Raw genomic sequence first — 23298 nt, 5'->3', positions numbered from 1 at the left:
CGCCATACTGGGCACATGCCGATCGTTCCTGACACGAAGAACTGGACCTGGGTGCTCGAGCGTGCCTGCCCCGAGTGCGGTTTCGACCCGGACGCCATCGACTATCGCGACGTTCCGCGTCTCACACGCGAGGCGATCGACGTCTGGCGGCAGGTGCTCGCCGGCGACGGCATCGAGGCGCGGCCGGACGACGCGACGTGGTCGCCGCTCGAGTACGGAGCCCACACCCGCGACGTCTTCCGCATCATGCTTGCGCGCCTGAACCTGATGCTCGTGCTGGTCGACCCCGAGCTCCTCAACTGGGACCAGGACGAGACCGCAGAGCTGCAGAACTACCGCGCGCAGGACCCGGCGCGGGTGACGGCCGAGCTCGCGGCGGCCGGGAATGCGATCGCCGAGGCGTTCGAGCTGGTCCCCGATGCCGACCTCGGCCGCACGGGCAGGCGGACCGACGGGTCGCGCTTCACCGTTGAGACGCTGGCGAAGTATTTCGTGCACGATGTCGTGCACCACCGCTGGGATGTCACGCGGGAGCGCGCGGTCAGCGTCGCCTGAGCCGCACCCGACGGCGCGGCGTGCTGGGCCGCGTTCTGATGAGCGACAGGGCGAGGACCACCACGATGAGCCCCAGCCCGAGCGACCACGCGAGCTCGGCGTCGACCGGTGTGGCCTTGGGGCTGGGGAGTGCGATCGTCGTGAAGGCGGTTCGGTCGGCGGCCGCCTGCGGCTTCGCCGTGACGGTCGCCGACCCGGTGCTGCGGCCCATGCTGTTCACGGCATATACGCGGTAGGAGCGCGAGTGGCCGTTGGTCAGGCCGGTGTCGGTCCATGAGACCGTCTGCTGGCCCGGCACGAGCGGGGTGAAGGCGGCGAGCAGCTTCCCGCTGTCGTCCCGCACGGCGTAGAACTCGGCACCGGCGACGGCCGGCCAGCTCAGCGAGACCGCCCGGTCGCCGCCGAACGCCGTCACTTTGGTGGGCGCCTCAGGTGCCGCCGTCGGCGCGGCGGTCACTGTCACTTCCGCGGCCGCGCTGGCATGGGCGCCGGTCATCGTGGTCGTGCGCAGCGCGATGGTGTGCGAGCCGGGCGTGGCGAAGACCGTGGACAGGATGGGGGTTTCCGTCGACAACCGGTGCGCGGTGGGGGTGCCCGCGTCGATCGTCCAGCTGTAGCGTTCGATCGGATCGGCGGGATCGCTCAGGCTGCCACCCGCGTTGAAGCGCGTCTCGTCACCGACCGCGGCCGTCTGCGGGCCCGTGATCTTTGCGGTGGCTTTCGGCGCGGGCTGCAGAGGTAGACCGAGCACGTTGCGCAGCTGCTGGGCCGCGTTGGCCGTATCGCCGCGCTGATACGTGCCGTGCTGCGAGAGGATGTTCGGGTCGCCGGAGGGGCTCGCGGTTGCCGAGACGATGTGCGCGAAGTCGCGCACGGGGTAGCTGGTGCCGTCCACTGTGCGCTCGTCGACGAGGCCGCAGATCGGGTCGCCGTCGTGGCAGTAGTCGAAGATGGCCGCCTGGCCGAACTTGGAGGCCCAGTCGGCGTCCCCGCTCGTCGTGCTGGCCGCGGCCTGCGTCGCATCGGTCACGCCGTGGCTGTTGCCGACGAGGTAGCCGTCGAGGCCCGGTGCGAAGCTGCCGTAGTCGTCGTTCGTGTCGCGCGAGTTGAAATACGTGTTGCCGAGGAAGACCGCCGCAAGCAGCGCGCGACGCGCATTCGGTGTCGCCGACAGCACGGCCTCGACGATGGCCTGCGCCCCTTGCGAGTAGCCGGCCATGATGACCCCGGTGCGCGGGCAGTCGCGGCTGACGCGGTCGAGCTCGGCGGCGGCGGCGTGGGCGCCCAGCTCGACCGACTTCGAGTACACGCTGAGGTCGCCGCTCACGAGCGCGTCGCCCGTCACGACGTCGATGCCGACAGCGGGGTACGGCACGCCGTACGGCGTGATCGTGGTGTAGTTCGCCGCGGCGGTCTGATTGATGCGCCGGTAGAGGTCAGCGAGCTCGCCGCCCATGCCCCACGACGGATTCGCCGACGTGTAGCGCTTCTTGGAAGGGATGCTGTTGTCCTCGCCCGAGCCGCGGGCGCCGATGAACTCGTAGTCGGGGCACGTGCCCGCGACGGCGCCGGCCGCAGCGCCCGTCGGCGCCGGCGTTGACGTCGGAGCCGATCCCGGCGCGGCCGGCGCGCCCTGCGCCGCCTGCGCAGGGGTCGCCGCTGAGACCGCGAGGGCGAGCGCCACCAGGGCGGCTGCCGCGGCCCCAGGCATCCGTCGACGTGCTCGGGTCACCGGAAAACGATACGTTCGATGCCTGCATGATCACTGGTCTCCCACCCGCTTTGGGGCGCTACGGAAGATATGCGGAGGCCGTCCACAGGTGCATCGCGGCGTAGCCGCGCCACGGCGACCACGCGGCGGCGATCGCGGATGCCTCGCGCTCGGTCTTGGCGCCGAGGGCCTTCCTGAGCACCAAGTCGCCGGGGGCGAACGCGTCGGGGTCGCCCAGGGCACGCAGGGCGATGTAATCGGCGGTCCACGGCCCGATGCCGGGAAGCGCGAGCAGCGCGCGCCGCGCCTCGGCGCGATCGGCGGCGGGGCTCAGCTCGAGTCCGCCCTCCAGCGCCTCGGCGAGGCGGTGCAGCGCGGCGGCCCGCGAGCCGGTGAGGCCGATCTCGCGCAGCGCGTCTGCGCCGGCATCCGCCACCACCTGCGGCGCGGGGAAAGCTCGCAGGGCGCTGTCGCCGACGGGTGCGCCGAACGCCCCGACGAGCCGTGCCGCGAAGACCGCGGCGGCCTTGAGCGACACCGCCTGGCCGATGACGGTGAGCATCGCCGTGGTCGGGCCGTCCAGAGAGCCGGGCACGCGCAGCCCCGGGCGCGCCGTGATCAGTGGGCCGACGACCGGATCGGGCCCGAGCGCGTCGAGGATCAGCTGCGGGTCGGCGTCGAGGTCGAGCCAGCGCCGCAGCTTCGCGACGATCGCGGTCAGGTCCGTGATCTCCGCGGGCTGGATGCGCACAGTGAGGTGCTCGTCGCTCGCCGAGCCCCAATCCACCGTCGCGAGCGCAGTCCCGTGCGGCGCGGGCACGCTCGTCGTGAATGCGCCGTCGTCCGCGATCGCGTCCATGCCGCTGACGGCATGTGCCCGCTGGAAGGCGCGCATGGCGGCCGCGTCATAGGGGCGCCGGTGTCGCAGGCGCAGCACGATGGTCGGCGCCGCGTCCGAGGCCGGGCTGCCGGGCGCCGCCGCCTCGCCGGTGTCGGTTGCGCCGGTGCCGGCGGTGGCCGGTCGCCGCAAAGCGGACGGCGGCGCGCCGTACTCCCCCAGCATCACCTCGTTGAACTGGCGCACGCTGCCGAAGCCGGCCGCGAACGCGACATCGGCGAGCGGCAGTGTCGTCTGCTCGATGAGCGTGCGCGCGGTCTGGGCGCGGCGAGTGCGATTGAGCTGCACCGGAGATGCCCCGACTTCGGCCACGAGGATGCGGTGGAGGTGCCTCTCGCTCACCGACAGCCGACGCGCGAGCCCCGCGACGCCGAGCTCGTCGATGGCGCCGTCGCGGATGGCTCGCACGGCCCGCGCGGCGAGGTCCCCGCTGGCATCCCAGTGGCGCGAGCCGGGCAGCGAGTCGGGGCGGCACCGCTTGCACGCGCGGAATCCCGCGGCGACGGCGGCCGCGGCGGTCGGGAAGAACACCGAGTTGCGCCGCAGCGGCTTGCGCGCGGGGCACGACGGCCGGCAGTAGATTCCGGTGGTCGTCACCCCGAGGAAGAAGCGCCCGTCGAAGCGGGGGTCGCGGCCGGAAGCCGCGCGGTAGGCGACCTCTGGGTCGAGGTCGGCCGCAGCGGAGATGCTCACCCCTCCATCCTGCGCTCACGGCCGGGCGAAGGGTGGCGGAAATCGGACCTCGGGGTCGCCGAAGTAACCTGGCCGAGATGAAGAAGCGACTGGCCGGTCTCGCCCTCTGCGTCGCGATCGCGTTGGTGGCCACGGGCCTGGGCGCGCTGGTTCCCGTCGTGGGCGCCCCCGTGTTCGGCATCGTGATCGGCGCGATCATCGCCGCCTTCCTGAAACCCGGCGCGCCGACGGACGCGGGGGCCGCCTGGGCGGGGAAGTACGTGCTGCAGGCATCCGTCGTCGTCTTCGGCACCGGGCTCTCGATCGTGCAGGTGCTGCAGACCGGGTGGCATTCGCTGCCCGTCATGCTCGGCACGCTCGCCATTGCCCTGCTCGGCGCCTGGCTGATCGGCCGCGCGCTCGGGCTCGACGGCGACGTGCGCACGCTGATCGGGGTGGGAACCGGCATCTGCGGGGCTTCCGCGATCGCCGCGACGCAGTCGGTCATCAAAGCGAAGTCGGCCGATGTCGCCTACGCGATCGGCACGATCTTCACCTTCAACGTCATCGCCGTCGTGACGTTCCCGTTCATCGGGCGGGCGCTCGGCATGAGCGACCACTCGTTCGGGCTGTGGGCCGGAACGGCGATCAACGACACGTCATCGGTCGTGGCCGCGTCGTTCAGCTTCAGCGCAGCGGCCGGTGCATACGGCATCGTCGTGAAGCTCACGCGCACGCTCATGATCATCCCGATCACGGTCGCGCTCGCGCTCTACAAGCGGCGCCAGGCGGTGCGAGCGGATGCCTCGGCCGGTGTCGCCTCGGCAGAAGACGCCGCCGGCGCGGCCGCGAAGACCGAGCCGGGTCGGGTCGCGTGGAACAAGGTCGTTCCGATGTTCCTGATCTGGTTCCTCGTCGCCGTGGCGGTCGATTCCCTCGGCGTGTTCCCGCAGTCGTGGCATCCGTATCTCAGCCAGCTCGGCAGCTTCATGATCACCGTCGCCCTCGCGGGCATCGGCCTCGGCACGCGCGTCGGTGTGCTCAGGCAGGCCGGGTTGCGCCCGCTCGTGCTGGGCGCGAGCCTGTGGGTGCTCGTCGCGTTGTCGTCACTCGGCCTTCAGGCCGTCACCCACACGCTCTGACTTCGCGCCGTCACGTAGCGCCGGGTCGACGAGCGCGAGCAGCGCGGCGAGCCCGACCACGATCGCGACGGCGATGCCGAGCCCGTGCAGGCCGGAGTCGGTGGGCGCGTGCGGGAACGCGAGGCCGATCGCCGCCGACGACAGGATCGACCCGAGATACACCGCGGTGCGGGAGAGGCCCGAGGCGGTGCCGAGCTGGTCGCCGGGCGCCTGCCGATAGAGCGCCTGCTGGTTGCTGACGGATGCCAAGCCCTGCGGCACGCCGAAGATCGCGGCCACGAGCAGCAGGATCCACAGCGGGCTCGCGCCCGTGAGGAAGACGAGCACGATGCCGCCGACGAACGGGATCGCGCCGGAGAGCACGAGCGGCAAGCGCAGGCGGCGGTTCTTGGCGATCATGATCGACGTGAGGGCGGCGAGCACGGCGGTCGGCAGCTGGATGAAGCCCGCCTGGTCGGCCGAGTAGCCGGCCGAGCCCTGCACCCACTGACTGAAGCCGTACATCATCGTGTACGCGCCGAAGTAGATCAGCAGCATGCGCAGGTAGGTGCGGCTGAGCGCGCCGTTGCGGCGCAGCATGCGGATATCGATGAACGGATGCCTGCTGCGCAGCGACCACCACAAGAGAATCGCCACGAGCACGGCGCTCAGGCCGACGAGCCACAGCAGCGAGAGCTTCAGGTCGAGCAGGAACACGAGCAGCGAGGCGAGCGCACCGGCGAAGAGCACGATCCCGACGGGGTCGATGTCGCGCAGGGTGGGCTTCGGGCCGGTGCGGGCGGGGCGCGTCTTGTCGGCAGGCACCCACATGATCGCCGTGACGAGCGCGATCGCCGCGAGCGGGATGTTGACGAGGAAGATCGACTGCCACCCGAAGAACTCGATGAGGACGCCGCCGAGGACGGGGCCGACGGCGGCCGTCGTCTGCGAGGCGATCGAGATGCCCGACAGCAGGGCGGGCGGAGTCTTCCGATCGAGGCGCGTGCTCTGGTCGCGGATGAGCGCCATGGAGGACGGATAGGCGGCCGAGGTGCCGATGCCGATCAGGATGCGCGCGATCAGCACGGCGCTGAAATCGTGCCAGATGTTGGGCAGGATGCCGGCGACCAGAACGACGACCAGGCCGACGAGGTACACGCGCTTCGGCCCGAAGACGTCAGCCAGCTTGCCCATGGTGGGCTGCGCGATGGCGCTGGCGAGATAGAGGCCGGCGACCAGCCAGACGACCACGGAGGTGGCGACGTGCAGGTCATGGCTGATCGGCACGAGCGCAACGGCGATCATGCTCGTGTTGATCGGGTTGAGGACGGGCCCGACCAGCACGGGCGTGACGAAGCGCCAGGTGAAGCGGCCGGTGCCTTCTGCGGTGGGCGTGCTGCCGCTCGGGGCGGGCTGGGCTGCGGTCACTTCTGGTCCTCGTCTTCGATCTTCATGAGCACCGCGAGCGCTCGGGCGACGAGCTCGCGATCGGCGGCGGTGAGGCGGGTGGCGAGCAGCTCGATGAGGTCGGCGTGCCGGGCGCCGTCGGTGCGGTTCACCGCGGCCGCGCCGGCATCCGTCAGGCTGAGCAGCTCGCGCCTGCCGTCCTCGGGGTCCTTCGCCTTGGTCACCCAGCCGCGCTCGACGAGCTCGGCGACCACTGCGCCCATCGACTGCGGCGTGATCTGCTCGTAGCGGGCGAGCTCGGCCGTGGTCAGCTGGCGCTTGCGACGCAGCCACGCGAGCGCCGCCTCGTGCCGCGGGGCGAGGTCGCCGATCTGGCGGCCGCTGCGCATCGCGCGACGCACGGCGGCGAGCATGTCGCCGATGCTGTCGGCGAGTACTGCGGGGTCTGCGGGGCTGGTCACTTCTCAATGGTAAGGCAGCCTTGCAAGTTTGCCTGCTGTTCCCCGTTGTGGCACCAGGTGCCAGAATCAAAGGGAACCGAACAGGAAGAGGGAGCAGAGTGGCTGCAGATCGTTTCGCCGGCAAGACCGTCATCGTTACGGGAGCGGGGTCGGGCATCGGGAAGGCAACGGCGGTGCGCATCGCCTCAGAGGGTGGCAAGGTCGTTGCCGCAGACGTCGTCGCACCGCGGCTCGAAGAGCTGAAGGCCGAGAATCCGTCGCTCGACATCGTGACCGTCGCCGGCGACATCACGAAGGACGAGGACATTGCGCGCATCGTCGACGCGGCGGGCGGGCAGGTCTGGGGCCTCGCCAACGTGGCCGGCGTCATGGACTCGTTCCAGCCCGCGCACGAGATCGACTGGAAGCAGTGGGACTTCGTGCTGGCTGTGAACCTGACGGCGACGGCGAAGCTGATGGCTGCGGTGATTCCGGGGATGCTTGAGGTCGGCGCCGGCTCGATCGTGAACGTCTCGAGCGAGGCGGGTCTGCGCGGCTCGGCGGCGGGCGCGGCCTACACGGCGTCGAAGCACGCCGTGATCGGGCTCACCAAGAACTCGGCCGTGATGTATGGCAAGAAGGGCATCCGCGTGAACACGGTCGCCCCAGGTGCGGTGCAGACGAACATCCAGGCGGAGTTCAAGTCGCAGCTGGCCGGCGAGGTGCTCGGGCCGTTCATGCAGGCCGTGGTCCCCGGCATGGCGCAGCCTGAGCAGCTCGCGTCATCGATCGCGTGGCTGCTGTCGGAGGATTCCGCGAACGTCAACGGCGCCGTTCTCGCGAACGACACGGGGTGGTCGGCGATCTAAAGCGCAAGACCCGACGGCCGAGGGCCGGTGGATGCGTCATCCACCGGCCCTTCCTTGTGTGCTGCTCATGTTGACACGCACTTTCTTCCGTGCTTTATTTAGTGCCGAACTAAGTCCGAACGCGCCCCACAGAAGGCCATTCAATGTCGAATCGCTCGCCACACGCCGACGTCAACCGCTCTGCGGTGCTCGCCCAGCTCGGCGCCCATGGCCCGGCATCCCGTGCGGATCTGGCCCGCGCTCTCGGCGTCTCGCCCGCGCACATGACGCAGCTCACCCGCGAGCTGCTCGCCGACGGGCTGGTGGTCGAACTCGAGCAGGCGCCGTCGCAGGGCGGCCGGCCGGCGCGCATGCTCGGCGTCGCCGCGACGGCGGGCAGTGCGGTGGGTGTCAAGGTCGCGGCGGATCACGCCGCCTTCGTCGAAGTCGGCATCGACGGGGGCGTACTGCGCTCCGCGGCGCGCGAGTTCGACGCATCGGCCACCACGGCGCTCGCCGACCTGACCGAGATCCTCGCAGAGTTCATTGCCGGGTGCGGCTCGCAGCGACTGCTCGGGGTCGGGGTCGGCGTACCCGGCAGCGTCGACAGCCAGGCAAGCGGTGTCGTCGACTCTGTGCAGCTCGGGTGGGCGCAGATGCCTCTCGGTGCAACTCTGCGGCGGGCGCTCGGCCACCCGGTGCTGATCGAGAACAACGTGAACGCGCTGTCGATGGCGGAGCGCCTCTATGGGGTGGGCCGCGCCCACGAGGACTTCGTGGTCGTGACGATCGGAACCGGGGTCGGTTGCGGCATCGTGCTCGGGGGCACTGTGTTGCGCGGCGCCTCCGGCGGGGCGGGCGAGATCGGCCATATCCCGGCCGTCGAAGACGGGCCGCTGTGCTCGTGCGGCAACCACGGGTGCCTCGAGGCGCTGATCAGCGAGGGGGCGCTCGTGCGGACGGCGCGGGAGCGCGGCGTGATCGACGCGGGCGACGGCATCGCGGCTCTGCGCGACGCGGCCGACGGCGGCGACGCCGGCGCGTTCGCCGTGTTCGCCGAGGCGGGCCACCGCCTGGGGCGGGCGCTGGCCGGCGTCGTGCACACCGTCGACCCTGAGCTCGTGATCGTCATGGGCGAGGGCACAGCGGCATGGCCGCACTGGGCCGCCGGGTTCGAGCCGGCGCTGCGGTCTGCATTGATCCCCGCCCGTCGTGGCATCGGTGTCGCGGTCGAGACGTGGCAGGACGAGAGCTGGGCGCAGGGGGCGGCTGCGCTCGTCCTGGCGACTCCTTTCGATGCAGAGGGAATCGCGGGCGCAGAGGGCGAACTCGTCCGAGCGCGTCTGCGCGAAGCATCCGTCAACTGACTCATCACCCACATGCATGCGCACCGCATGCCGAACAACGCAGTTCGAGAAAGGCAATCACAGTGAAGAAGAAGACCATGGTCGCCGCGGCGATCCTGGCGATGGGCGCCCTGGCGCTCACCGCGTGCTCGTCGGGGGCAGGCAGCGTGAAGGACGCGCCGCTCGCCTCCGCCGGGGCCAAGAAGCTCTCGGGAACCGTCACCTTCTGGCACGCGTACAGCGCGGACTCGCCCGAGGTGTCAACGCTCGAGAAGACCATCATTCCGGGCTTCGAGAAGCTGCACCCCGGCGTGACGGTGAAGGACGTCGCGGTGCCCTACGACGACCTTCACCAGAAGCTCGTCACAGCGGTCGCCGGCGACCAGCTTCCCGACCTGGTGCGTGCGGACATCGCCTGGGTGCCCGAGCTCGCCAACCTCGGCGTGCTCGAGCAACTCGACACCGACATGCCCGACTTCACGAAGCTGTCGCAGGGGACCTACCCCGGCAGCCTCGCGACCAACAAGTGGAAGGGCCACTACTACGGCCTACCGCTCGACACGAACACCCGCGTGGAGCTCTATAACCAGCAGACGCTCGACAAGGCCGGCATCAGCTCGGCACCGAAGACTCTGGACGAGCTCGTGGCCGATGGCCCGAAGCTGAAGGCTGCCGGGTCGTATGCGTTCGCTGACAACGGCGCGGGCGGCTGGAACGTCCTTCCGTTCATCTGGAGCCAGGGTGGTGACATCACCAACCCCGACTACACGAAGGCGAGCGGCTACATGGACAGCGACGCGACCGTGAAGGCCGTGCAGTACTTCGTCGATCTGTACAAGAAGGGCTACCTGCCGAACATCGTCATGGGCGGCACCGGCGGCCTCAGCACGAGCGACGGCCTCGCGAAGGGCAACTACGCCACGATCCTCGACGGCCCGTGGATGTACCCGATCTTCCAGTCGCAGTACCCGAATTTCAAGCTGCAGGCGGCCCAGGTCCCGTCGGGGAGCGCGGGCAGCATCAGCGTTGTCGGCGGCGAAGATGTCGTGTTGACGAAGTCGTCGAAGAACAAGGATGCCGCGGCGGAGTTCATGCGCTACCTGCTGTCGCCCGACGCACAGCTCGCGATGGCAAAGGTCGGCCAGATGCCTGTTCTGTCCGATCTCGACAGCCAGCTGACTTCGATCAACGCGTACTACGCGCCGTTCGCGACTCAGCTCAAGACCGCGAAGCCGCGCCCGGTGACCCCGGCATGGAGCCAGATCGACACGATTCTGCAGGACGAGATCCGCTCGGCGATGAAGGGCGACAAGACCGTCAAGCAGGCGCTCACCGAGGCTGCGCAGAAGTCCGACCCGCTGCTGGCCAAGTACGCCGGGTAGGGAAAGGTTTCTCAGGCTCGTGACCACGACGACATCTGAGCGCCCGGTCGCGACGCGAACCGGCGCCCGGCGGACGACCTCCGCCGGGCGCCGGCGCCGCGTGGCGGTCGCCGCGTATGCGTTCGTCCTGCCCGGATTCGCGCTCTATGCGCTAATCGTGCTCTACCCCGCGGTGCAGACATTTCTGCTCAGCTTGCGCGACTGGAACATCGTGCCAGGGCAGCCGAGCCCGTGGATCGGGCTCGCTAACTACGTCCAGGCATTCGGTGACCCGGTGTTCCTGCGGTCGCTCGTCAACTCCGCGGTCTACACCGTGGTGACGGTGCCGCTGCAGATCGTGATCGGACTCGGGCTCGCCGTGCTGCTCGACAGCAAGCTTCCCGGCCGAGTGTTCTTCCGGGTCGTGTTCTATCTGCCGGTGGTCACGAGCTGGGTCGTCGTGTCCCTGCTCTTCCAGTACATTTTCGCCTCGGGCGACGGCCTCGCGAACGCCGTCGTCGTGCACATCCTGCATCTCGCGCCCCACAATGTGGCCTGGCTGCAGTCGCGCTGGACCGGCATGGCCGCGATCTCGGCACTCGGGGTTTGGAAGGGCATCGGCTGGTCGATGCTGATTTTCCTCGCAGCGTTGACGGGAGTGCCGCGCGAACTGCACGAGGCTGCGGCGCTCGACGGTGCGGGTGCGTGGGGACGCTTCCGACACGTATCGCTGCCAGCGATCCGCCCGGCGACCATGGTCGTCATCGTGCTGCTGATCATCGGCGGTTTCCAGGTCTTCATCTCTGTGTTGCTGATGACGCAGGGTGGGCCGTCGGATTCCACGCAGGTGCCGCTGACCTATATGTACGACCAGGCGTTCTCGTATTACAAGTTCGGCTACGGCAGCGCGATCTCATTCACGCTGACGGTGCTCGTCCTCGTCCTCTCAGCTGCGCAGTACGCCTGGAACCGCAGCCGCAACAAGGAGTCATGATGGTCGTCCCCCGCTGGCGGCGCATCACCGACCATGCGATCCGATATGTCCTGCTGACGGTCATCGGCGCGGTGATGATCTACCCGTTCCTCTACATGCTGTCGACGTCGTTCAAGACGCGTTCGCTGATCCTCGACGATCCGCTGCAGCTGATTCCGAGCGACCCGACGCTCTCGAACTACGTCACCGCGCTCACCGCGAACCATTTCGGCCGCTATTTCGTGAACTCGGCGCTGGTCGCGGTCGTCAGCACGGTGCTGATCGTGTTCGTGTCGTCGATGATGGCGTACGCCTTCTCGCGCTTCGACTTCCCCGGCAAGAGGTTCTTTTTCGTCGCGATCGTCGTCGGGCTGACGATCCCCACGATGATGCTGATCATCCCCCAGTTCCTTCTCGCACGCGATTTGCACCTCCTGAACTCGCTGCAGGGCCTGGTGCCGTTCTATGTGGGTACCGCGCTCGGCTTCAACACCTTCCTGCTCACGGGCTTTTTCGAGACGATCCCGCAGGAGCTCGACGAGGCGATGCTGGTCGACGGAGCCGGAGCCTGGCGCCGCTACTGGAACCTGGTGCTCCCGCTCGCGCGGCCGGCCCTCGCGACCTGCGCGATCTTCGCATTCCTCGGCACCTGGGATGAGTACGCCTGGGCGCTCACCACGCTGAACGACACCGAGGTGCGCACGCTCCCGATCGCCATCGCGCTCTTCCAGGGACAGCACTCCACCAGCTGGGGGCTCGTGTTCGCGGCATCCATGATCGCGATCATCCCCGTCCTCATCGTCTACATCGTCTTCCAGCGGCACTTCGTCGCCGGCCTCGCAGCAGGAGCAGTCAAGAGTTGAGCCAAACCCAGACCATCACGACCCCCGAGATCCCGCTCAGCGACACCAGTCGCGCGGTGTTGCTCGCCGGCCAGGCCGAGTCGGGTGCATACATCGCCTGCCCGAACTTCTCGCAGTACGGCTACGGCTGGCTGCGCGACGGCTCGTACTGCGCGCTCGCGCTGGACGCGATCGGCGAGGCCGATTCCGCGCGCCGGTTCCACGCCTGGGTCGCCGGTGTGATCACTGCGCGTGCAGAGCGCATCGAGCAGATCATCGCGGCGCTCGCCGGCGGAGTCCCCGTCGAGCGCGCCGACATGCTGCCGACGCGCTACCGCCTCGACGGCACGGAAGAGGGCGACGACGAGAACGGCTGGCCGAATTTCCAGCTCGACGGCTACGGGACGTGGCTGTTCGCGCTGCACACGACCTTCGGCGCCGAGCTGTCACCCGACCTCGCCGAGGGCGCCCGGCTGGCGGCGCGTTACGCGCAAGCCGCCTGGAGCCTGCCGTGCTTCGACTACTGGGAAGAGTTCGGCGAGCGTCAGCACACGTCGACGCTCGCGGCGCTCGCCGCGGGGCTGCGCGCGGCAGCACGCATGCTGGGCGACGCGTCGTTCGAAGAGAGCGCGGCCGAGATCATCGCGTTCATCGCGCGGAAGTGCGTGGCCGACGGCGTATTCGTGAAGGGACCAGAGGATGCCCGCGTCGACGGCAGCCTGATCTCCCTTGCCACTCCGTTCGCACTGTTCGATGCGGGCGACCCCGTGATGACGGCGACGATCGAGCGCATTCGCAGCGAGCTTGCGTCGCCGAGCGGCGGCATCCGCCGCTATCTCGGTGACGACTACTACGGCGGCAGCCCGTGGGTCCTGCTCACCGCGTGGCTCGGCTGGCATGACCGCTTGAACGGCGACGAGACCGGCTATCGACGGGCCGTCGACTGGGTCGAGGGCGCCGTCTCAGAGGCGGGAACGCTTCCCGAGCAGGTCGTGAGCGAGCCACAGCTGCCCGAGTTCGTAGCGAAATGGGAGCAGCGGTGGGGCGCGGTCGCCGACCCGCTGCTGTGGTCGCACGCCAAGCAGCTACTGCTGCTGAACGGGAAGGCGACTTCGTGGAGCTGAACGACGACATCACTCTGATCCCCTCGGCAGCGAGCTACCGGCCGGGGCAGCGCATCGAGATCGAGCTTGCCGGCGAGGCATCCGGTCAAAGCACGCAGCGCACGCTCGTCGTGACGCACCTGCTCGAGGAGGTCGCGCGTGTCGAGGTGGATTCCGGAACGACGCGCATCGAGGTGTCCGTGCACGAGCTCGGCGGCTACGGAGTGGCGCTCGTCGAAGACAACACGATCGTCGCTCGCACCGCCTTCGATGTGCTCGACAGCCCATTCGAGCGGCCGCGCTATGGGTTCACCGCGAAGCTCGATGCAGAGACCGATGCTGCGTCGGTCGTCGCGTTCTTCCGGCGCATGCACCTGAACCTCGCGCAGTTCTATGACTGGGGCTACCGACACTCCGAGTTGTTGCCGCCGGAGCGCGAGTACCTCGACCCGCTCGGCCAGCCTCGTGATCTCGAGGTCGTCAACGGGCTGGCTGCGGCGTTCGACGAAGCAGGCGTGCTGCCACTCGGCTACTCGGCCGTGTATGCAGTGGGCAATTCAGAGACGGATGCCTGGAAGGGTGAGCTCCTGCTGCGCGCGGACGGCGTTCCATACCGGCTCGGGGAGGAGTTCCTCACGCTCCTCGACCCTGCTGCGCCGCGTTGGCTCGAGCACTACGGTGCGATGCTCGCTCGGGCGCTCGCGGGAACCGCTTTGCGCGGCTTCCACCTCGACCAATACGGCTGGCCGAAGCGGGCTCTGCGCGGTGACGGCGTCATCGTGGACCTCGACCGGTCGTACGCCACGATGATCGAGGCGGTCCGCGCTGCCGTGCCTGACGCCGGCCTCATCTTCAACAACGTGAATGACTTCGGCACGGTGCAGACCGCAGGCACACCGCAGGACGCAAGCTACATCGAGGTCTGGCCGCCGCACGACACGCTCGGCGACCTGGGATTGCTCGCCACCCGCACGCGCGCGCTGCGGCCCGAGCATCCCCCGATCCTGTCCGCCTATCTGTCCTGCTACGCGACCGAGTCTGCGGAGCGCGCTGACGCCGCCGCGGAACTTGTGATGGCGACCGCGTTCAGCCACGGAGCGAGCCATCTGCTGCTCGGCGAGGCAGGCCACGCCCTGACCGACCCGTACTATCCGAAGAACCACACCCTGCCGCTCACGAGCCACGGGCTGTTCGCGCGGTGGTACGACGCCGCCGTTCGCTGGGGCGACCTGCTGTTCGACCCCGCCCAGCAGGACGTCAGCGAATTCATGACCGGCGGGATCAACAACGACGTAGTGCTCGATGCTGAAGGGGTGCGGTTCTCGACGAAGGCCGAGCCGGGAACGGTCTGGACGAGGGTGGTGCGCACTTCGCGAGGCCTCGTGATCCACTTGATCAACCTGCTCGGCCAGAGCGAGTGCGCTTGGGACGCGGGAAAAAGCCCGGCAACCGCGCTCGACGGCGCGACATTGACGCTCGCACCGGTGACGGGCCGCGAAGCACCGGTGTGGATCGAGCCGGGCGCCGACCCTCTCGCGCTCGCCGGAGCGGTCGGTGCAGACGATGAGGCGCACGACGCGCTGTCTGCCTCACAGACGACGCTCGAGTTCCCCCTTCCGCCGCTCGCCACCTGGGGCTTCGTTTTCGTGCCGTTCACGGACTGAGCGTCTCGAGACGCGCGCAGGCTCCAGTTGCTCCTCAATGACCGGTGACGTCGTCGAGTCGGGCGAGCAGGGCGAGCGCCCTCTCGAGGGTGGGCCGCGGCGAGGCATCCGTCGTCTCGGTCGCCCAGAAGAGGTAGGCGTCGAAAACCGCGACCGTGAAGCCGTCGGCGAGCACACGCGCGCTGAGCGGCGCCAGGCCGCGCCCGATCAGGTACTCGACAAGCGCGAGTGAGCCCGTGTGCATGCGCCCCGAGCCGAATGCGATCAGCTCGGGGTGCGTCGCGATGATGCGCAGGCGCGTGCGCGCGGCCGCGAGGTCGGGCAGCGCGTCGGCGCCGGCGAGCGTCGCGCGCTCGAGCGCGGCGAAGGGCGACAGGGATGCCGCGCCCTGAAGCGCTTCGCTGCGGGCGCGCATCACGGGCGCGAAGCCGTCCCAGATGAGCTCGGCCTTCGAGGCGAAGTGGCGGAACAGGTTGCGGCGGCTGACTGCGGCGGCCTGGGCGATGTCGTCCATGCTGACGGCGTCGTAGCCGCGCTCGCCGAAGAGCGCGATCGCGGTCGCAGCCACCGCGTCGCGGTCGAAGGCGAGCGGACGGCCCCGCCCTGGCCGAGCCTCGGTCATGTCTCGATTATCCGGCCTGGGGCGGGCGGGGCCGTGGCCGCCCGCCCCCGAACGCGGTCAGCGGACCGGGTGGTGCGCCTGGAAGACGCGGTTCGGGTCCATGCGAACCGTCTCGTAGGCGAGGCGTTCGCGAGCGCCGCCGAAGAGCCTGCCGCCGTCGGTGCGGTTCTCGCTGAAGGTGGGCAGTCGCGCGGGCGCGGCCCAGGGCTCGAACGCCTCGGCTGCGCGGCGCACGGCGGCGAGCCCGGGCTCCACCGCTGCGGAAACCGGCGCCATCGTGAGGGTGAAGAGGGCGAAGGCCCCCTCGATCGAGCCGATCGCACCCGCGTCGTGCGGGCGGCGAGAGAGTGCTCCGCCGAGCTGACGCAGTTCGGCGCAGAGCAGACCGCTGGGCAGTTCCGGCCAGATCTGAGCGAGCAGCGTCTCGATGGCCTCGTCGGGCAGCTCACCGAGCACGCGGTGGTCACTGACAGAGCCGGTGGGCTCCGGCGGGTCCATGTGCACGGCGACGAGCCCGGTGCTCGGAATGCGCGCGAAGGTGTCGAGCTCGGGCTCGAGCGCACGCAGCGGGGCGAGGATGCGCTCGGCCTCAGCGTCGTCGGCGTGCACCGCGCCGTCGATGGCGATGACGTCTCGGCCCGCGAGGAAGGGCGGCAGCTCGGGCAGCGGCGGGAACGAGAAGACCCGCAGCGAGGTGGTGACCTGCTCGGGGGCATCGGCCGCCCAGTCGCGCCAGACGCGTGCGACCTCTGCGGCACGTCGGCGGTCCCACAGGAGAATGCCGGCGAAGACGTCGCTGAACGGCAGCAGGTCGAGCTCGACGGCGGTGACGACGCCGAAGTTCCCGGCGGCGCCGCGCACCGCCCAGAACAGCGAGGCGTTCTCGTCGGCGGACGCCCGCACGAGCTCGCCGGCGGCGGTGACGAGCTCGACAGCCCGCACGCGGTTCACCGACAGCCCGAACTCGCGGCCGTAGAACGACAGCCCCCCGTTCAGCGCGAAGCCCGCGACGGCGACGTCGCCCGCGCTGCCGTGCAGAGCGGTGAAGCCGAACTCCGCCGCGGCGGCGATGACATCTTCCCAGAGGGTGCCCCCGACGACGCGGGCCGTACCGGCCTCTGCGTCGATCTTGACTCCGGTGAACTCCGAGAGGCGCACGATCACGGTGTTCGAGAGGTCCTGGTCGGCCAGCGGGCCGGCGCCGTGCCCGGTGCTCTGCGGGGCGACCCGGTAGCCCGCGGCCACGGCGGCGCGCACGACGGCGATCACCTCGTCGACCGAGTGCGGGAAGGCGATGGCGGCGGGCGCCAGATCGGCGGCGAGTGCCCAGCCGAGGCGGTGCTCGTCATAGCCGGGGTCCTCAGGCAGCCAGATGCGGCCGCCGCAGAGCGTGCGATCGAGCACGGCGGGGCGCAGTGCGAGGTCGTCAGACATGGGGGTTCCTTGCTTTCGGCGTCGCAGCCAGCGGCGACGCGGGGGTGGTGGGAGTGATGGCGCAGAACGGCGCCGTGCTCCAGAGTGCGAAGGCGAGGCATCCGCGCACCATCCCGCGCCAGCGGGCAATCGGAACCCCCAGAAACCTGGGGTGTGCAATTCTCAGTTTTCAGCGCACACTAAATGGATGCAACACTCTCTGGTCGCCGAGCGCGCCCGCGGCGACCTCGAGGTCCTCGCCCGGGCGGGTCTTGAACTCGAGACCTTCCTCTCTGAGGCGGTCGAGTCGCTCGGCCGCGCGCTGCCGCACGTCGGCGCCTGCATCGGCACCCACGACCCGGCGACCCGGCTGCTGACCAGCGCGCGCAAGTACGGGATGCTGGCGGGCAGCAACGAGAACGACGGGCTGTTCGGGCAGATCGAGTACGAGTCCGACGAGACCACCACCTTCCGCCGGATGTTCGACGACGGCCGCACCGCCGTGTCGATGCACCTCGAGACCGGCGGCGAGCTCGAGCGCTCGGTGCGGATGTCGCGACTGATGGTGCCGGCCTACGGATTCACCGACGAGGTGCGCGTCCTCTTCCGCGCAGGCGAGACGTTCTGGGGTTCGATGTCGCTGTTCCGGGGCGCCGGCGACCCGGCCTTCACTGCGTCCGATGGCGAGTTCGTCGCCGAGCTGGCGTCGTCCTTCGCCCGCGGCATCCGCAACGGGATTCTGGTGCAGGTGGCGGGGGCCAGCGCGATGACGGACGCGGGTCCGGCGGTCGTCATCGTCGACCGCGACGACGAGATCGTGCAGTTCAGCGCAGGCGCGGCTGCGCGGCTCGAGCTGCTGCGCTCGGCCGACCACTCTGCCGATCCGATGGCGATGCTCGCCGGGCTCGTGGCGACGGCGCGCCGGCGACTGCGCGGCGAGAACGTCCCGCAGGCGCGCATCAGGGTGCGCTCGGCCGACGGGCTGTGGCTGCTGCTGCACGCGTCGGCGCTGACAGGCACGGCAGAGCGCGCCGGCGACGTCGTGGTCACCATCGAAGAGGCCAGGCCGCCCGAGATCGTGACGATCGTCGTCTCGGCCTTCGATCTGACCCCGCGCGAGCGCGACGTGACGCAGCTCGTGCTGCAGGGCGCGGACACCAGGCAGATCGCACATGCCCTGCACGTGTCGCCCTACACCGTGCAGGACCACCTCAAGTCGGTCTTCGACAAGGCCGATGTGCGCAGCAGGCGCGAGCTGATCGCCCGGGTCTACTTCGACCAGTACGAGCCGCGGATCGGCTCGCAACTGGGCGCGGACGGGGCGTTCGCGCGGTACTGAGCGCGCGGCGCGCCGCCCGCGCCTGCTGCGCGGCGAGGGCTACGCCTGCAGCGTCGCCTCGAGCTCGATCGTGATGGTGACCTCAGAGCCGATCAGCACGCCGCCGCCCTCGAGCGCCGCGTTGTACGTGAGGCCCCAGTCCTCGCGCTTGATCTTCGTCGTCGCCGTCGCCCCGGCCTTGTAGTTGCCGTAGGGGTCCGACTGGAACCCGGCGAACTCGAAGTCGAACGTCACCGGCTTGGTCGTGCCCTTGATGGTCAGGTCGCCGTCGACCTTGAAGTCGCCGTCTTCGACGCGGATGCCCGTCGAGACGAACTCGATGTAGGGGAACTTCTCGGCCTCGAAGAAGTCGCCGGTGCGCAGGTGCGCGTCGCGATTCGGCTCGTTCGTGTTCACCGAGGCGACCTCGGCCTTCGCGGTGACGGACGACTCGAGGGGGTTCTCGGCGGTCACGAAGGTCGCCTCGAACTTCTCGAACTTGCCGCGCACCTTCGCGATCATGAGGTGGCGCACGCTGAAGCCCACTTCGGTGTGGGCGGGGTCGACGACCCAGGTGCCGGCGCGGTAGCCCGGAATGGTGATCGTGTCGGTCATTGCTCGTCCTTCTGGCTGATCTGGTGGTCGGGGCGATCGCCCCGTCTGATGCATGCAATTGCATTCAACTGCTCTGCATTCCAGATCATCTAGAAATATTACGAAAACGGATGCTGACGCCGCGGTCGCAGCGTTGCCCGTCCGTGCCGCCTGCCCGTGCCGCCTGCCCGCGCATCCGGCGATCAGCGCGTCGCGGCCGCCCGCTTCACCAGCTCCCCGCGGCGCGCGTAGAAGCGCACCGCCGGGGACGACTCGACGGGCAGGGCGACCACATCCTCCGAGGGCACCTCGTGCCCTGACTCGTCGACATAGGCCACATGCACGGGGGTGTCGTCGCTGCGGCGCACGCGGCGGCTGATCGGCCCGAACTCCCCCGGTGCGTGCCGGTCGCCCCAGTCGCGCAGCGCCGAGATGACGATGTCGAGCTCTCGGCCTGCCTGGGTCAGCACGTACTCGTCGCGGGCGCGCTCGCCGGGGGCGTGGTACTTCCGGCGCTCGAGCACCCCCGCCTCGACGAGCGAGCTGAGTCGAGCGCTCAGCACATCGGGAGAAACACCGAGCATCTCGCGGAAATCGGCGAAGCGGGTGATGCCCGCGAGCGCCTCGCGCATGATCTGGAAGTTCCAGCGCGGACCCAGGATGTCGACGGTGCGCGAGATCGAGCAGAGCGCCTGGTACTCGCGGGCGTCGACCGGGTCGAGTTCGTGCGTGCTCATGGTCGTATCTGGCATGGTCACTCCTCGAGAACCAGGGGGGCGGTGCGAGCTGATGCCGCGGGGGCGTCCGCAGCATTCTGCCGCGCCCGCAGCACCTGCGCCGTCACCAGCGCGCCGAGGGCGAACACGGCCACGGCGACCGCGCCGACGTCGAGCGCGCTGCGCAAGCCGGTGCCGGTGGCGATGAGCCCGAGCGCGACCGCCGTGGCACCCTGCATCAGGTACGCCACGAGGTACACGGCCGAGATCGTGCCCGCGCGGTGGTGAGCGGGCGCGTTCTGGCTGATCAGGGCCAGCGAGCCCGAGAACATCAGCGCGTAGCCCGAGCCGGCGACGATCGTCGTTGCGACGAATACCCCGAGCGACCCGGTGTAGGACGCATCGAGAAGCAGCGCGAACGCCGCGAGGGTCACGAACGCTCCGACCGAGATCGAGTTGCGCGGCCGCACGCCTTTCGTCGCAAGCGCGGTCGCGCCGATGAACACAGACATGACGGCCATGATCGCGCCGACCTCGAGCACATTCGTCGCGTGCGTGATCTGCTCGGCGATCGTCGCGCCGAGACTCAGGATGACCGCGCCGAACATGTACGCGGTGCTCATCGACAGGGCGGCGACGACATAGAGCAGACGGATGCCGGGGGCGACGGCGACCCCGCGAGGCCGCCACCTGCCGCGAGACTCGTCACGGGTGTGACGCGGCATGAACCAGACGCTCGCGGCGAGGGCCGCGATCACCACCGTCAGCACCCAGAAGTCGAGGTGCAACGGGAACGGCGCGTACTGGATCAGGGCACCGCCGATGAGCGTCGCGAAAGCGAGGCCCAGCGCGGTCGCCGCCGTGGTCACGGAGCCGGCCGCGCGCTCGCGCCCCGGCTTGCTGAACTCCAGCACGGCTGCGGAGGCCGGGCTGAGTGCGAGGCCCACACCGACGCCCATGAACACGCGGCCGACGAAGACGACGCCGATGTTCGGCGCGACCGCGAACATCAGGGTTCCGATGAGCATGGCCGCGAGACCGAGCAGGATCGCGGCACGCCGGCCGATGTGGTCGGCGAGGTCGCCGAAAACGAGAAGCACGACGACGAGCGCCGCCGGATAGACGGCGAAGACCCCGTTCGTCACCGCCGTGCTGACGTGCCATTGCGACTCGTACAGCGGATAGCTGGTGCTCGGGGCGCCGCTTGTCCACAGCGCGATGGCGGCGACCGCGGCCGCGGTCCAATACGAGGCTGCGCGAGGCAGCGTGCGTGCGGTGTTCATGGGCCTGGTCCTCACGGTCGGTGGCTAAGTACTAACCACCAACCTAGCCACCTGGATTGCTATTCCCAAGTCAGCCCGATGTGTCACGCGGCGCTGTCGTCGGCGATGTCGCCTGCGGTGTTCGCTCCGAATGGGTCGATGAAGAAGTTGTCGCGGAAGAGGCCGGTCGGGTCGTAGCGCCGCTTGAGCTCGCGCAGCCGCTCGAGGTGCGCGGGCGGGAAGGCACGGGCCAGCGCGTCCGGCCCGGTGTCGGTCTCGAAGCTCAGGTACATGCCCTCGAAGTGCGGCTCGAGTCGGCGCCACCACGCGTCGAGCCCCGACGAGCGCGTGCCGAAGGCGGCCACCGAGAAGTTCGCGTTGCGCCAGCCGTAAGCCGTCGCCTCGGCCGGAACGTCGGCGACCGCGCCGCCGACCGCCCGCAGCTGGAGGAAGTACGACGCGCCGGCGTCGAGCAGCGCCGCGATCTCACGCGGGAACTCGGGCGTGAGGTGCTCGATGAGTCCCGAGTGGCTGTGCGGCTCGCCCTGCGCCTGCTGCGGGGCGTCGCTCACGAACGCGGCCATGACCTGCTCATAGCTCGCGAGCGCGAGGGACTGGTCGACGAGCGGCCCGACCGACGCGATCGGCTGCAGCAGCTCGATGATCGTGTCGGGGTCTGCGCTGTCGACCGCGACCATGGCCTGCGCGTACTGCGTCGTGCCCTGCCGGCCGCCGAGGATCAGAGACCCGGTGACGCGGCGATCGGATGCCTCGAGCGCGGCCCCCCACCGCACGAGGAACTCCGCTGTGTCGCTCGCATCGAACGCGAGCTGCGCGAAGCCGAGCTGACCGACGCGGTCGGCGCGGAACTCGAACGACAGGGCGATGCCGAAGTTGGCCCCCGCGCCGCGCATCGCCCAGAACAGCTCGGGGTGCTCATCGGCGCTGGCGTGCACGAGCTCGCCACTCGCGAGCACCACGTCGACCGACAGCAGGTGGTCGATCGTGAGCCCGTGCTCGCGCGCGAACCAGCCGACGCCACCCGCAGTCGCGAGGCCGCCCACGCCGACGCCGCCATAGTCGCCGCTCGTGATCGCCAGCCCGTGCGGGGTGAGCGCCCGCGCCACGTCGAGCCAGCGTGCGCCGGGGCCGACGCGCACCCGCCCGGCTGACTCGTCGAGCACCTCGACCCGGTTGAACGCGCCGACGTCGATCACGAGGCCTCCGCGGTTGAGCGACCGGCCCGAGAGGCCATGGCCCGCGCTGAAGATGCCGAGGGGAAGCTCGCGGTGGCGCGCGGCGAAGGCGACGGCATCCGTCACCTCGCTCGTCGTCTGCGGGCGCAGGACGAGCCCGGGGGCGCCGCCACGCAGGTAACCAGAGGTGTAGCGCGCGTAGGCCGCGTCACCCGGCTCGATCGCGCGCGCGGCGAGCGAGTCGGGCAGCCCGTCGTAATCGATGCCCGGCACCCGCTTGGCGCGCACGGCCGCGCTGCGGAGTCGAGCGGATGCCGGGGCCGTGCCCGCCTGCGCGCGACCGGCGCTCACACCCTCGCGCACCTGCGGAACCACCTCGGCCGCGAGGTAACGCAGCGTCTCGGGGTCGTCGCCCATGAAGATGAAGGTGCTGACGCCGTCCTCGAGGGCAAAGCGAATCAGTTCGTCGGCCGTGCTCTGCGGTCCAACGTTGAGCAGGCGCACGATCTCGGCCGGGCTCCGGCCGGCCCGAGTGGCCGCCTCGTCGATCGTCGCGTTGCCGCGCTGCAGGTCGCCGGCCCGCAGGTAGGGCAGGCTCGGCAGCCAGCCGTCGCCGACGCGGCCGATCAGGCGCAGCATCCTCGGCTTCAGCGCGCCGACCCAGATCGGGATGTCGTGCGCCGGGGCCGGGCCGCGCTTGGCACCGTCGACGTGCCAGCGCTCGCCGGCCACGCGCAGGGGGTGGCGGTCGGCCGCGTCCCACACGCCGCGGATGATCTCGATGGCCTCGCCGAGCGCGTCGACGCCTTGGCCGGGGGTCCACTGCGGGCCGCCCATCGCGGCGATGGCATCCCAGAAACCGCCCGCCCCGAGGCCCAGCTCGAAGCGGCCGCCCGAGAGCAGGTCGAGCGTCGCCGCGCTGCGGGCGAGCACGGCCGGCGGCCGCAGGGCTGAGTTCAGCACATTGCCGCTGACGTGGATGCGGCTCGTCGCGCCGGCGACCCACGTCAGCAGGGTCCAGGTGTCGCTGAAGCGCGGCTGGTAGGGGTGGTCCTGGAAGGTGACCAGCTCGAAGCCGAGCTGCTCGGACAGCACGGCGAGCTCGACCGGCCTCTCGACCGGCGAGTTGGTGGGCGTGATGAAGGTTCCGAAGCGCAGAGGATGGCCGTAGTCGGGCATGCTCACCAGCATCCGCACTGCGCAGGCATCCTGCAATCAATGCATAAGCGACTTACT

At 69.9% G+C, this 23298-nt stretch carries 20 protein-coding genes; 10 read left to right on the top strand and 10 right to left on the bottom strand.

Going from position 1 to position 23298, the window contains the following annotated elements:
- Nucleotides 1-15 precede the first annotated feature (15 nt).
- Nucleotides 16-555 carry a DinB family protein gene (locus tag ABD736_RS10545; RefSeq protein WP_344791723.1) on the top strand — a complete coding sequence of 180 codons (540 nt, stop codon included), beginning with the start codon at nucleotides 16-18 and terminating at the stop codon, nucleotides 553-555.
- Here the strand turns inward: ABD736_RS10545 and ABD736_RS10540 are convergent.
- Together ABD736_RS10540 and ABD736_RS10535 are read right to left on the bottom strand one after the other, a co-directional pair.
- On the bottom strand, nucleotides 542-2287 hold the full coding sequence (locus ABD736_RS10540; protein ID WP_344791722.1) for a cutinase family protein: 1746 nt from the start codon (nucleotides 2285-2287) through the stop codon (nucleotides 542-544). The two genes, ABD736_RS10545 and ABD736_RS10540, sit on opposite strands and share 14 nt — an antisense overlap.
- Nucleotides 2288-2345: 58 nt before the next feature.
- Nucleotides 2346-3857, bottom strand: a complete 1512-nt coding sequence (locus tag ABD736_RS10535; protein ID WP_344791721.1) for a DNA-3-methyladenine glycosylase 2 family protein — start codon at nucleotides 3855-3857, stop codon at nucleotides 2346-2348.
- A 77-nt stretch (nucleotides 3858-3934) separates the two neighbouring features.
- On the opposite strand from ABD736_RS10535, the gene ABD736_RS10530 reads away from it, so the two are divergent.
- Entirely contained in the window at nucleotides 3935-4978 is a 1044-nt protein-coding gene (locus ABD736_RS10530; protein WP_344791720.1) for a YeiH family protein, read from the top strand.
- On the opposite strand, the gene ABD736_RS10525 is transcribed toward ABD736_RS10530, so the two are convergent.
- Complete coding sequence (locus tag ABD736_RS10525) at nucleotides 4943-6385, bottom strand: MFS transporter (RefSeq protein WP_344791719.1); 1443 nt, start codon at nucleotides 6383-6385, stop codon at nucleotides 4943-4945. The genes ABD736_RS10530 and ABD736_RS10525 overlap by 36 nt on opposite strands.
- Nucleotides 6382-6825 (bottom strand): MarR family winged helix-turn-helix transcriptional regulator, encoded by a 444-nt coding sequence (locus ABD736_RS10520; RefSeq protein WP_344791718.1) that lies wholly within the window; start codon nucleotides 6823-6825, stop codon nucleotides 6382-6384. The genes ABD736_RS10525 and ABD736_RS10520 overlap by 4 nt, the downstream gene beginning before the upstream one ends.
- 98 nt (nucleotides 6826-6923) lie before the next feature.
- On the opposite strand from ABD736_RS10520, the gene ABD736_RS10515 reads away from it, so the two are divergent.
- From ABD736_RS10515 to ABD736_RS10485, 7 genes are all read left to right on the top strand, one after another.
- The gene (locus ABD736_RS10515; RefSeq protein ID WP_344791717.1) at nucleotides 6924-7673 is read left to right on the top strand and encodes an SDR family NAD(P)-dependent oxidoreductase; all 750 of its coding nucleotides are present in this window, start codon (nucleotides 6924-6926) and stop codon (nucleotides 7671-7673) included.
- 143 nt (nucleotides 7674-7816) lie between these two features.
- Entirely contained in the window at nucleotides 7817-9019 is a 1203-nt protein-coding gene (locus tag ABD736_RS10510) for an ROK family protein (protein ID WP_344791716.1), read from the top strand.
- A 62-nt stretch (nucleotides 9020-9081) separates the two neighbouring features.
- Nucleotides 9082-10380: an extracellular solute-binding protein gene (locus ABD736_RS10505; RefSeq protein ID WP_344791715.1), complete on the top strand. Its 1299-nt coding sequence runs from the start codon at nucleotides 9082-9084 to the stop codon at nucleotides 10378-10380.
- A gap of 19 nt (nucleotides 10381-10399) precedes the next feature.
- Nucleotides 10400-11353 carry a carbohydrate ABC transporter permease gene (locus ABD736_RS10500; protein ID WP_344791714.1) on the top strand — a complete coding sequence of 318 codons (954 nt, stop codon included), beginning with the start codon at nucleotides 10400-10402 and terminating at the stop codon, nucleotides 11351-11353.
- The gene (locus ABD736_RS10495) at nucleotides 11353-12195 is read left to right on the top strand and encodes a carbohydrate ABC transporter permease (RefSeq protein ID WP_344791713.1); all 843 of its coding nucleotides are present in this window, start codon (nucleotides 11353-11355) and stop codon (nucleotides 12193-12195) included. Before ABD736_RS10500 ends, ABD736_RS10495 begins: the two co-directional genes overlap by 1 nt.
- The gene (locus ABD736_RS10490) at nucleotides 12192-13298 is read left to right on the top strand and encodes a glycoside hydrolase family 15 protein (RefSeq protein WP_344791712.1); all 1107 of its coding nucleotides are present in this window, start codon (nucleotides 12192-12194) and stop codon (nucleotides 13296-13298) included. The genes ABD736_RS10495 and ABD736_RS10490 overlap by 4 nt, the downstream gene beginning before the upstream one ends.
- A complete protein-coding gene (locus tag ABD736_RS10485; protein WP_344791711.1) occupies nucleotides 13289-14941 on the top strand; it encodes a glycoside hydrolase family 66 protein in 1653 nt (550 codons plus the stop codon). Before ABD736_RS10490 ends, ABD736_RS10485 begins: the two co-directional genes overlap by 10 nt.
- Nucleotides 14942-14975: 34 nt before the next feature.
- On the opposite strand, the gene ABD736_RS10480 is transcribed toward ABD736_RS10485, so the two are convergent.
- Nucleotides 14976-15563, bottom strand: a complete 588-nt coding sequence (locus ABD736_RS10480) for a TetR/AcrR family transcriptional regulator (RefSeq protein ID WP_344791710.1) — start codon at nucleotides 15561-15563, stop codon at nucleotides 14976-14978.
- 57 nt (nucleotides 15564-15620) lie between these two features.
- A complete protein-coding gene (locus tag ABD736_RS10475) occupies nucleotides 15621-16997 on the bottom strand; it encodes an FAD-binding oxidoreductase (RefSeq protein ID WP_344791709.1) in 1377 nt (458 codons plus the stop codon).
- 187 nt (nucleotides 16998-17184) lie between these two features.
- Here ABD736_RS10475 and ABD736_RS10470 point away from each other — a divergent pair, with 187 nt between their 5' ends.
- Complete coding sequence (locus ABD736_RS10470; protein WP_344791708.1) at nucleotides 17185-18315, top strand: response regulator transcription factor; 1131 nt, start codon at nucleotides 17185-17187, stop codon at nucleotides 18313-18315.
- A 39-nt stretch (nucleotides 18316-18354) separates the two neighbouring features.
- Here the strand turns inward: ABD736_RS10470 and ABD736_RS10465 are convergent, their stop codons facing one another.
- The 4 genes from ABD736_RS10465 to ABD736_RS10450 all read right to left on the bottom strand — a co-directional run bounded on the left by ABD736_RS10465 (nucleotide 18355) and on the right by ABD736_RS10450 (nucleotide 23241).
- A complete protein-coding gene (locus ABD736_RS10465; protein ID WP_344791707.1) occupies nucleotides 18355-18909 on the bottom strand; it encodes a YceI family protein in 555 nt (184 codons plus the stop codon).
- Nucleotides 18910-19091: 182 nt separating this feature from the next.
- Entirely contained in the window at nucleotides 19092-19640 is a 549-nt protein-coding gene (locus tag ABD736_RS10460; RefSeq protein ID WP_344791706.1) for a winged helix-turn-helix transcriptional regulator, read from the bottom strand.
- A 2-nt stretch (nucleotides 19641-19642) separates the two neighbouring features.
- A complete protein-coding gene (locus ABD736_RS10455) occupies nucleotides 19643-20887 on the bottom strand; it encodes an MFS transporter (RefSeq protein ID WP_344791705.1) in 1245 nt (414 codons plus the stop codon).
- Between the two features lie 83 nt (nucleotides 20888-20970).
- Nucleotides 20971-23241, bottom strand: coding sequence for an LLM class flavin-dependent oxidoreductase (locus ABD736_RS10450; protein WP_344791704.1), 2271 nt, complete (start codon nucleotides 23239-23241; stop codon nucleotides 20971-20973).
- Nucleotides 23242-23298 lie beyond the last annotated feature (57 nt).

The sequence above is a fragment of the Gryllotalpicola daejeonensis genome, from assembly GCF_039538145.1.
GTDB classification, from domain to species: Bacteria; Actinomycetota; Actinomycetes; order Actinomycetales; family Microbacteriaceae; genus Gryllotalpicola; species Gryllotalpicola daejeonensis.
Note: the sequence above shows the minus strand (reverse complement) of the source record. Positions and strands in the feature narration are given on the sequence as shown.

Excerpts from the sequence above, each read along its gene's own strand:
- ABD736_RS10545 (WP_344791723.1), top strand. The coding sequence starts at position 16 with ATGCCGATCGTTCCTGACACGAAGAACTGGACCTGGGTGCTCGAGCGT.
- ABD736_RS10530 (WP_344791720.1), top strand. The coding sequence starts at position 3,935 with ATGAAGAAGCGACTGGCCGGTCTCGCCCTCTGCGTCGCGATCGCGTTG.
- ABD736_RS10510 (WP_344791716.1), top strand. The coding sequence starts at position 7,817 with ATGTCGAATCGCTCGCCACACGCCGACGTCAACCGCTCTGCGGTGCTC.
- ABD736_RS10495 (WP_344791713.1), top strand. The coding sequence starts at position 11,353 with ATGGTCGTCCCCCGCTGGCGGCGCATCACCGACCATGCGATCCGATAT.
- ABD736_RS10480 (WP_344791710.1), bottom strand. The coding sequence starts at position 15,563 with ATGACCGAGGCTCGGCCAGGGCGGGGCCGTCCGCTCGCCTTCGACCGC.
- ABD736_RS10475 (WP_344791709.1), bottom strand. The coding sequence starts at position 16,997 with ATGTCTGACGACCTCGCACTGCGCCCCGCCGTGCTCGATCGCACGCTC.
- ABD736_RS10470 (WP_344791708.1), top strand. The coding sequence starts at position 17,185 with ATGCAACACTCTCTGGTCGCCGAGCGCGCCCGCGGCGACCTCGAGGTC.
- ABD736_RS10465 (WP_344791707.1), bottom strand. The coding sequence starts at position 18,909 with ATGACCGACACGATCACCATTCCGGGCTACCGCGCCGGCACCTGGGTC.
- ABD736_RS10460 (WP_344791706.1), bottom strand. The coding sequence starts at position 19,640 with ATGCCAGATACGACCATGAGCACGCACGAACTCGACCCGGTCGACGCC.
- ABD736_RS10455 (WP_344791705.1), bottom strand. The coding sequence starts at position 20,887 with ATGAACACCGCACGCACGCTGCCTCGCGCAGCCTCGTATTGGACCGCG.
- ABD736_RS10450 (WP_344791704.1), bottom strand. The coding sequence starts at position 23,241 with ATGCCCGACTACGGCCATCCTCTGCGCTTCGGAACCTTCATCACGCCC.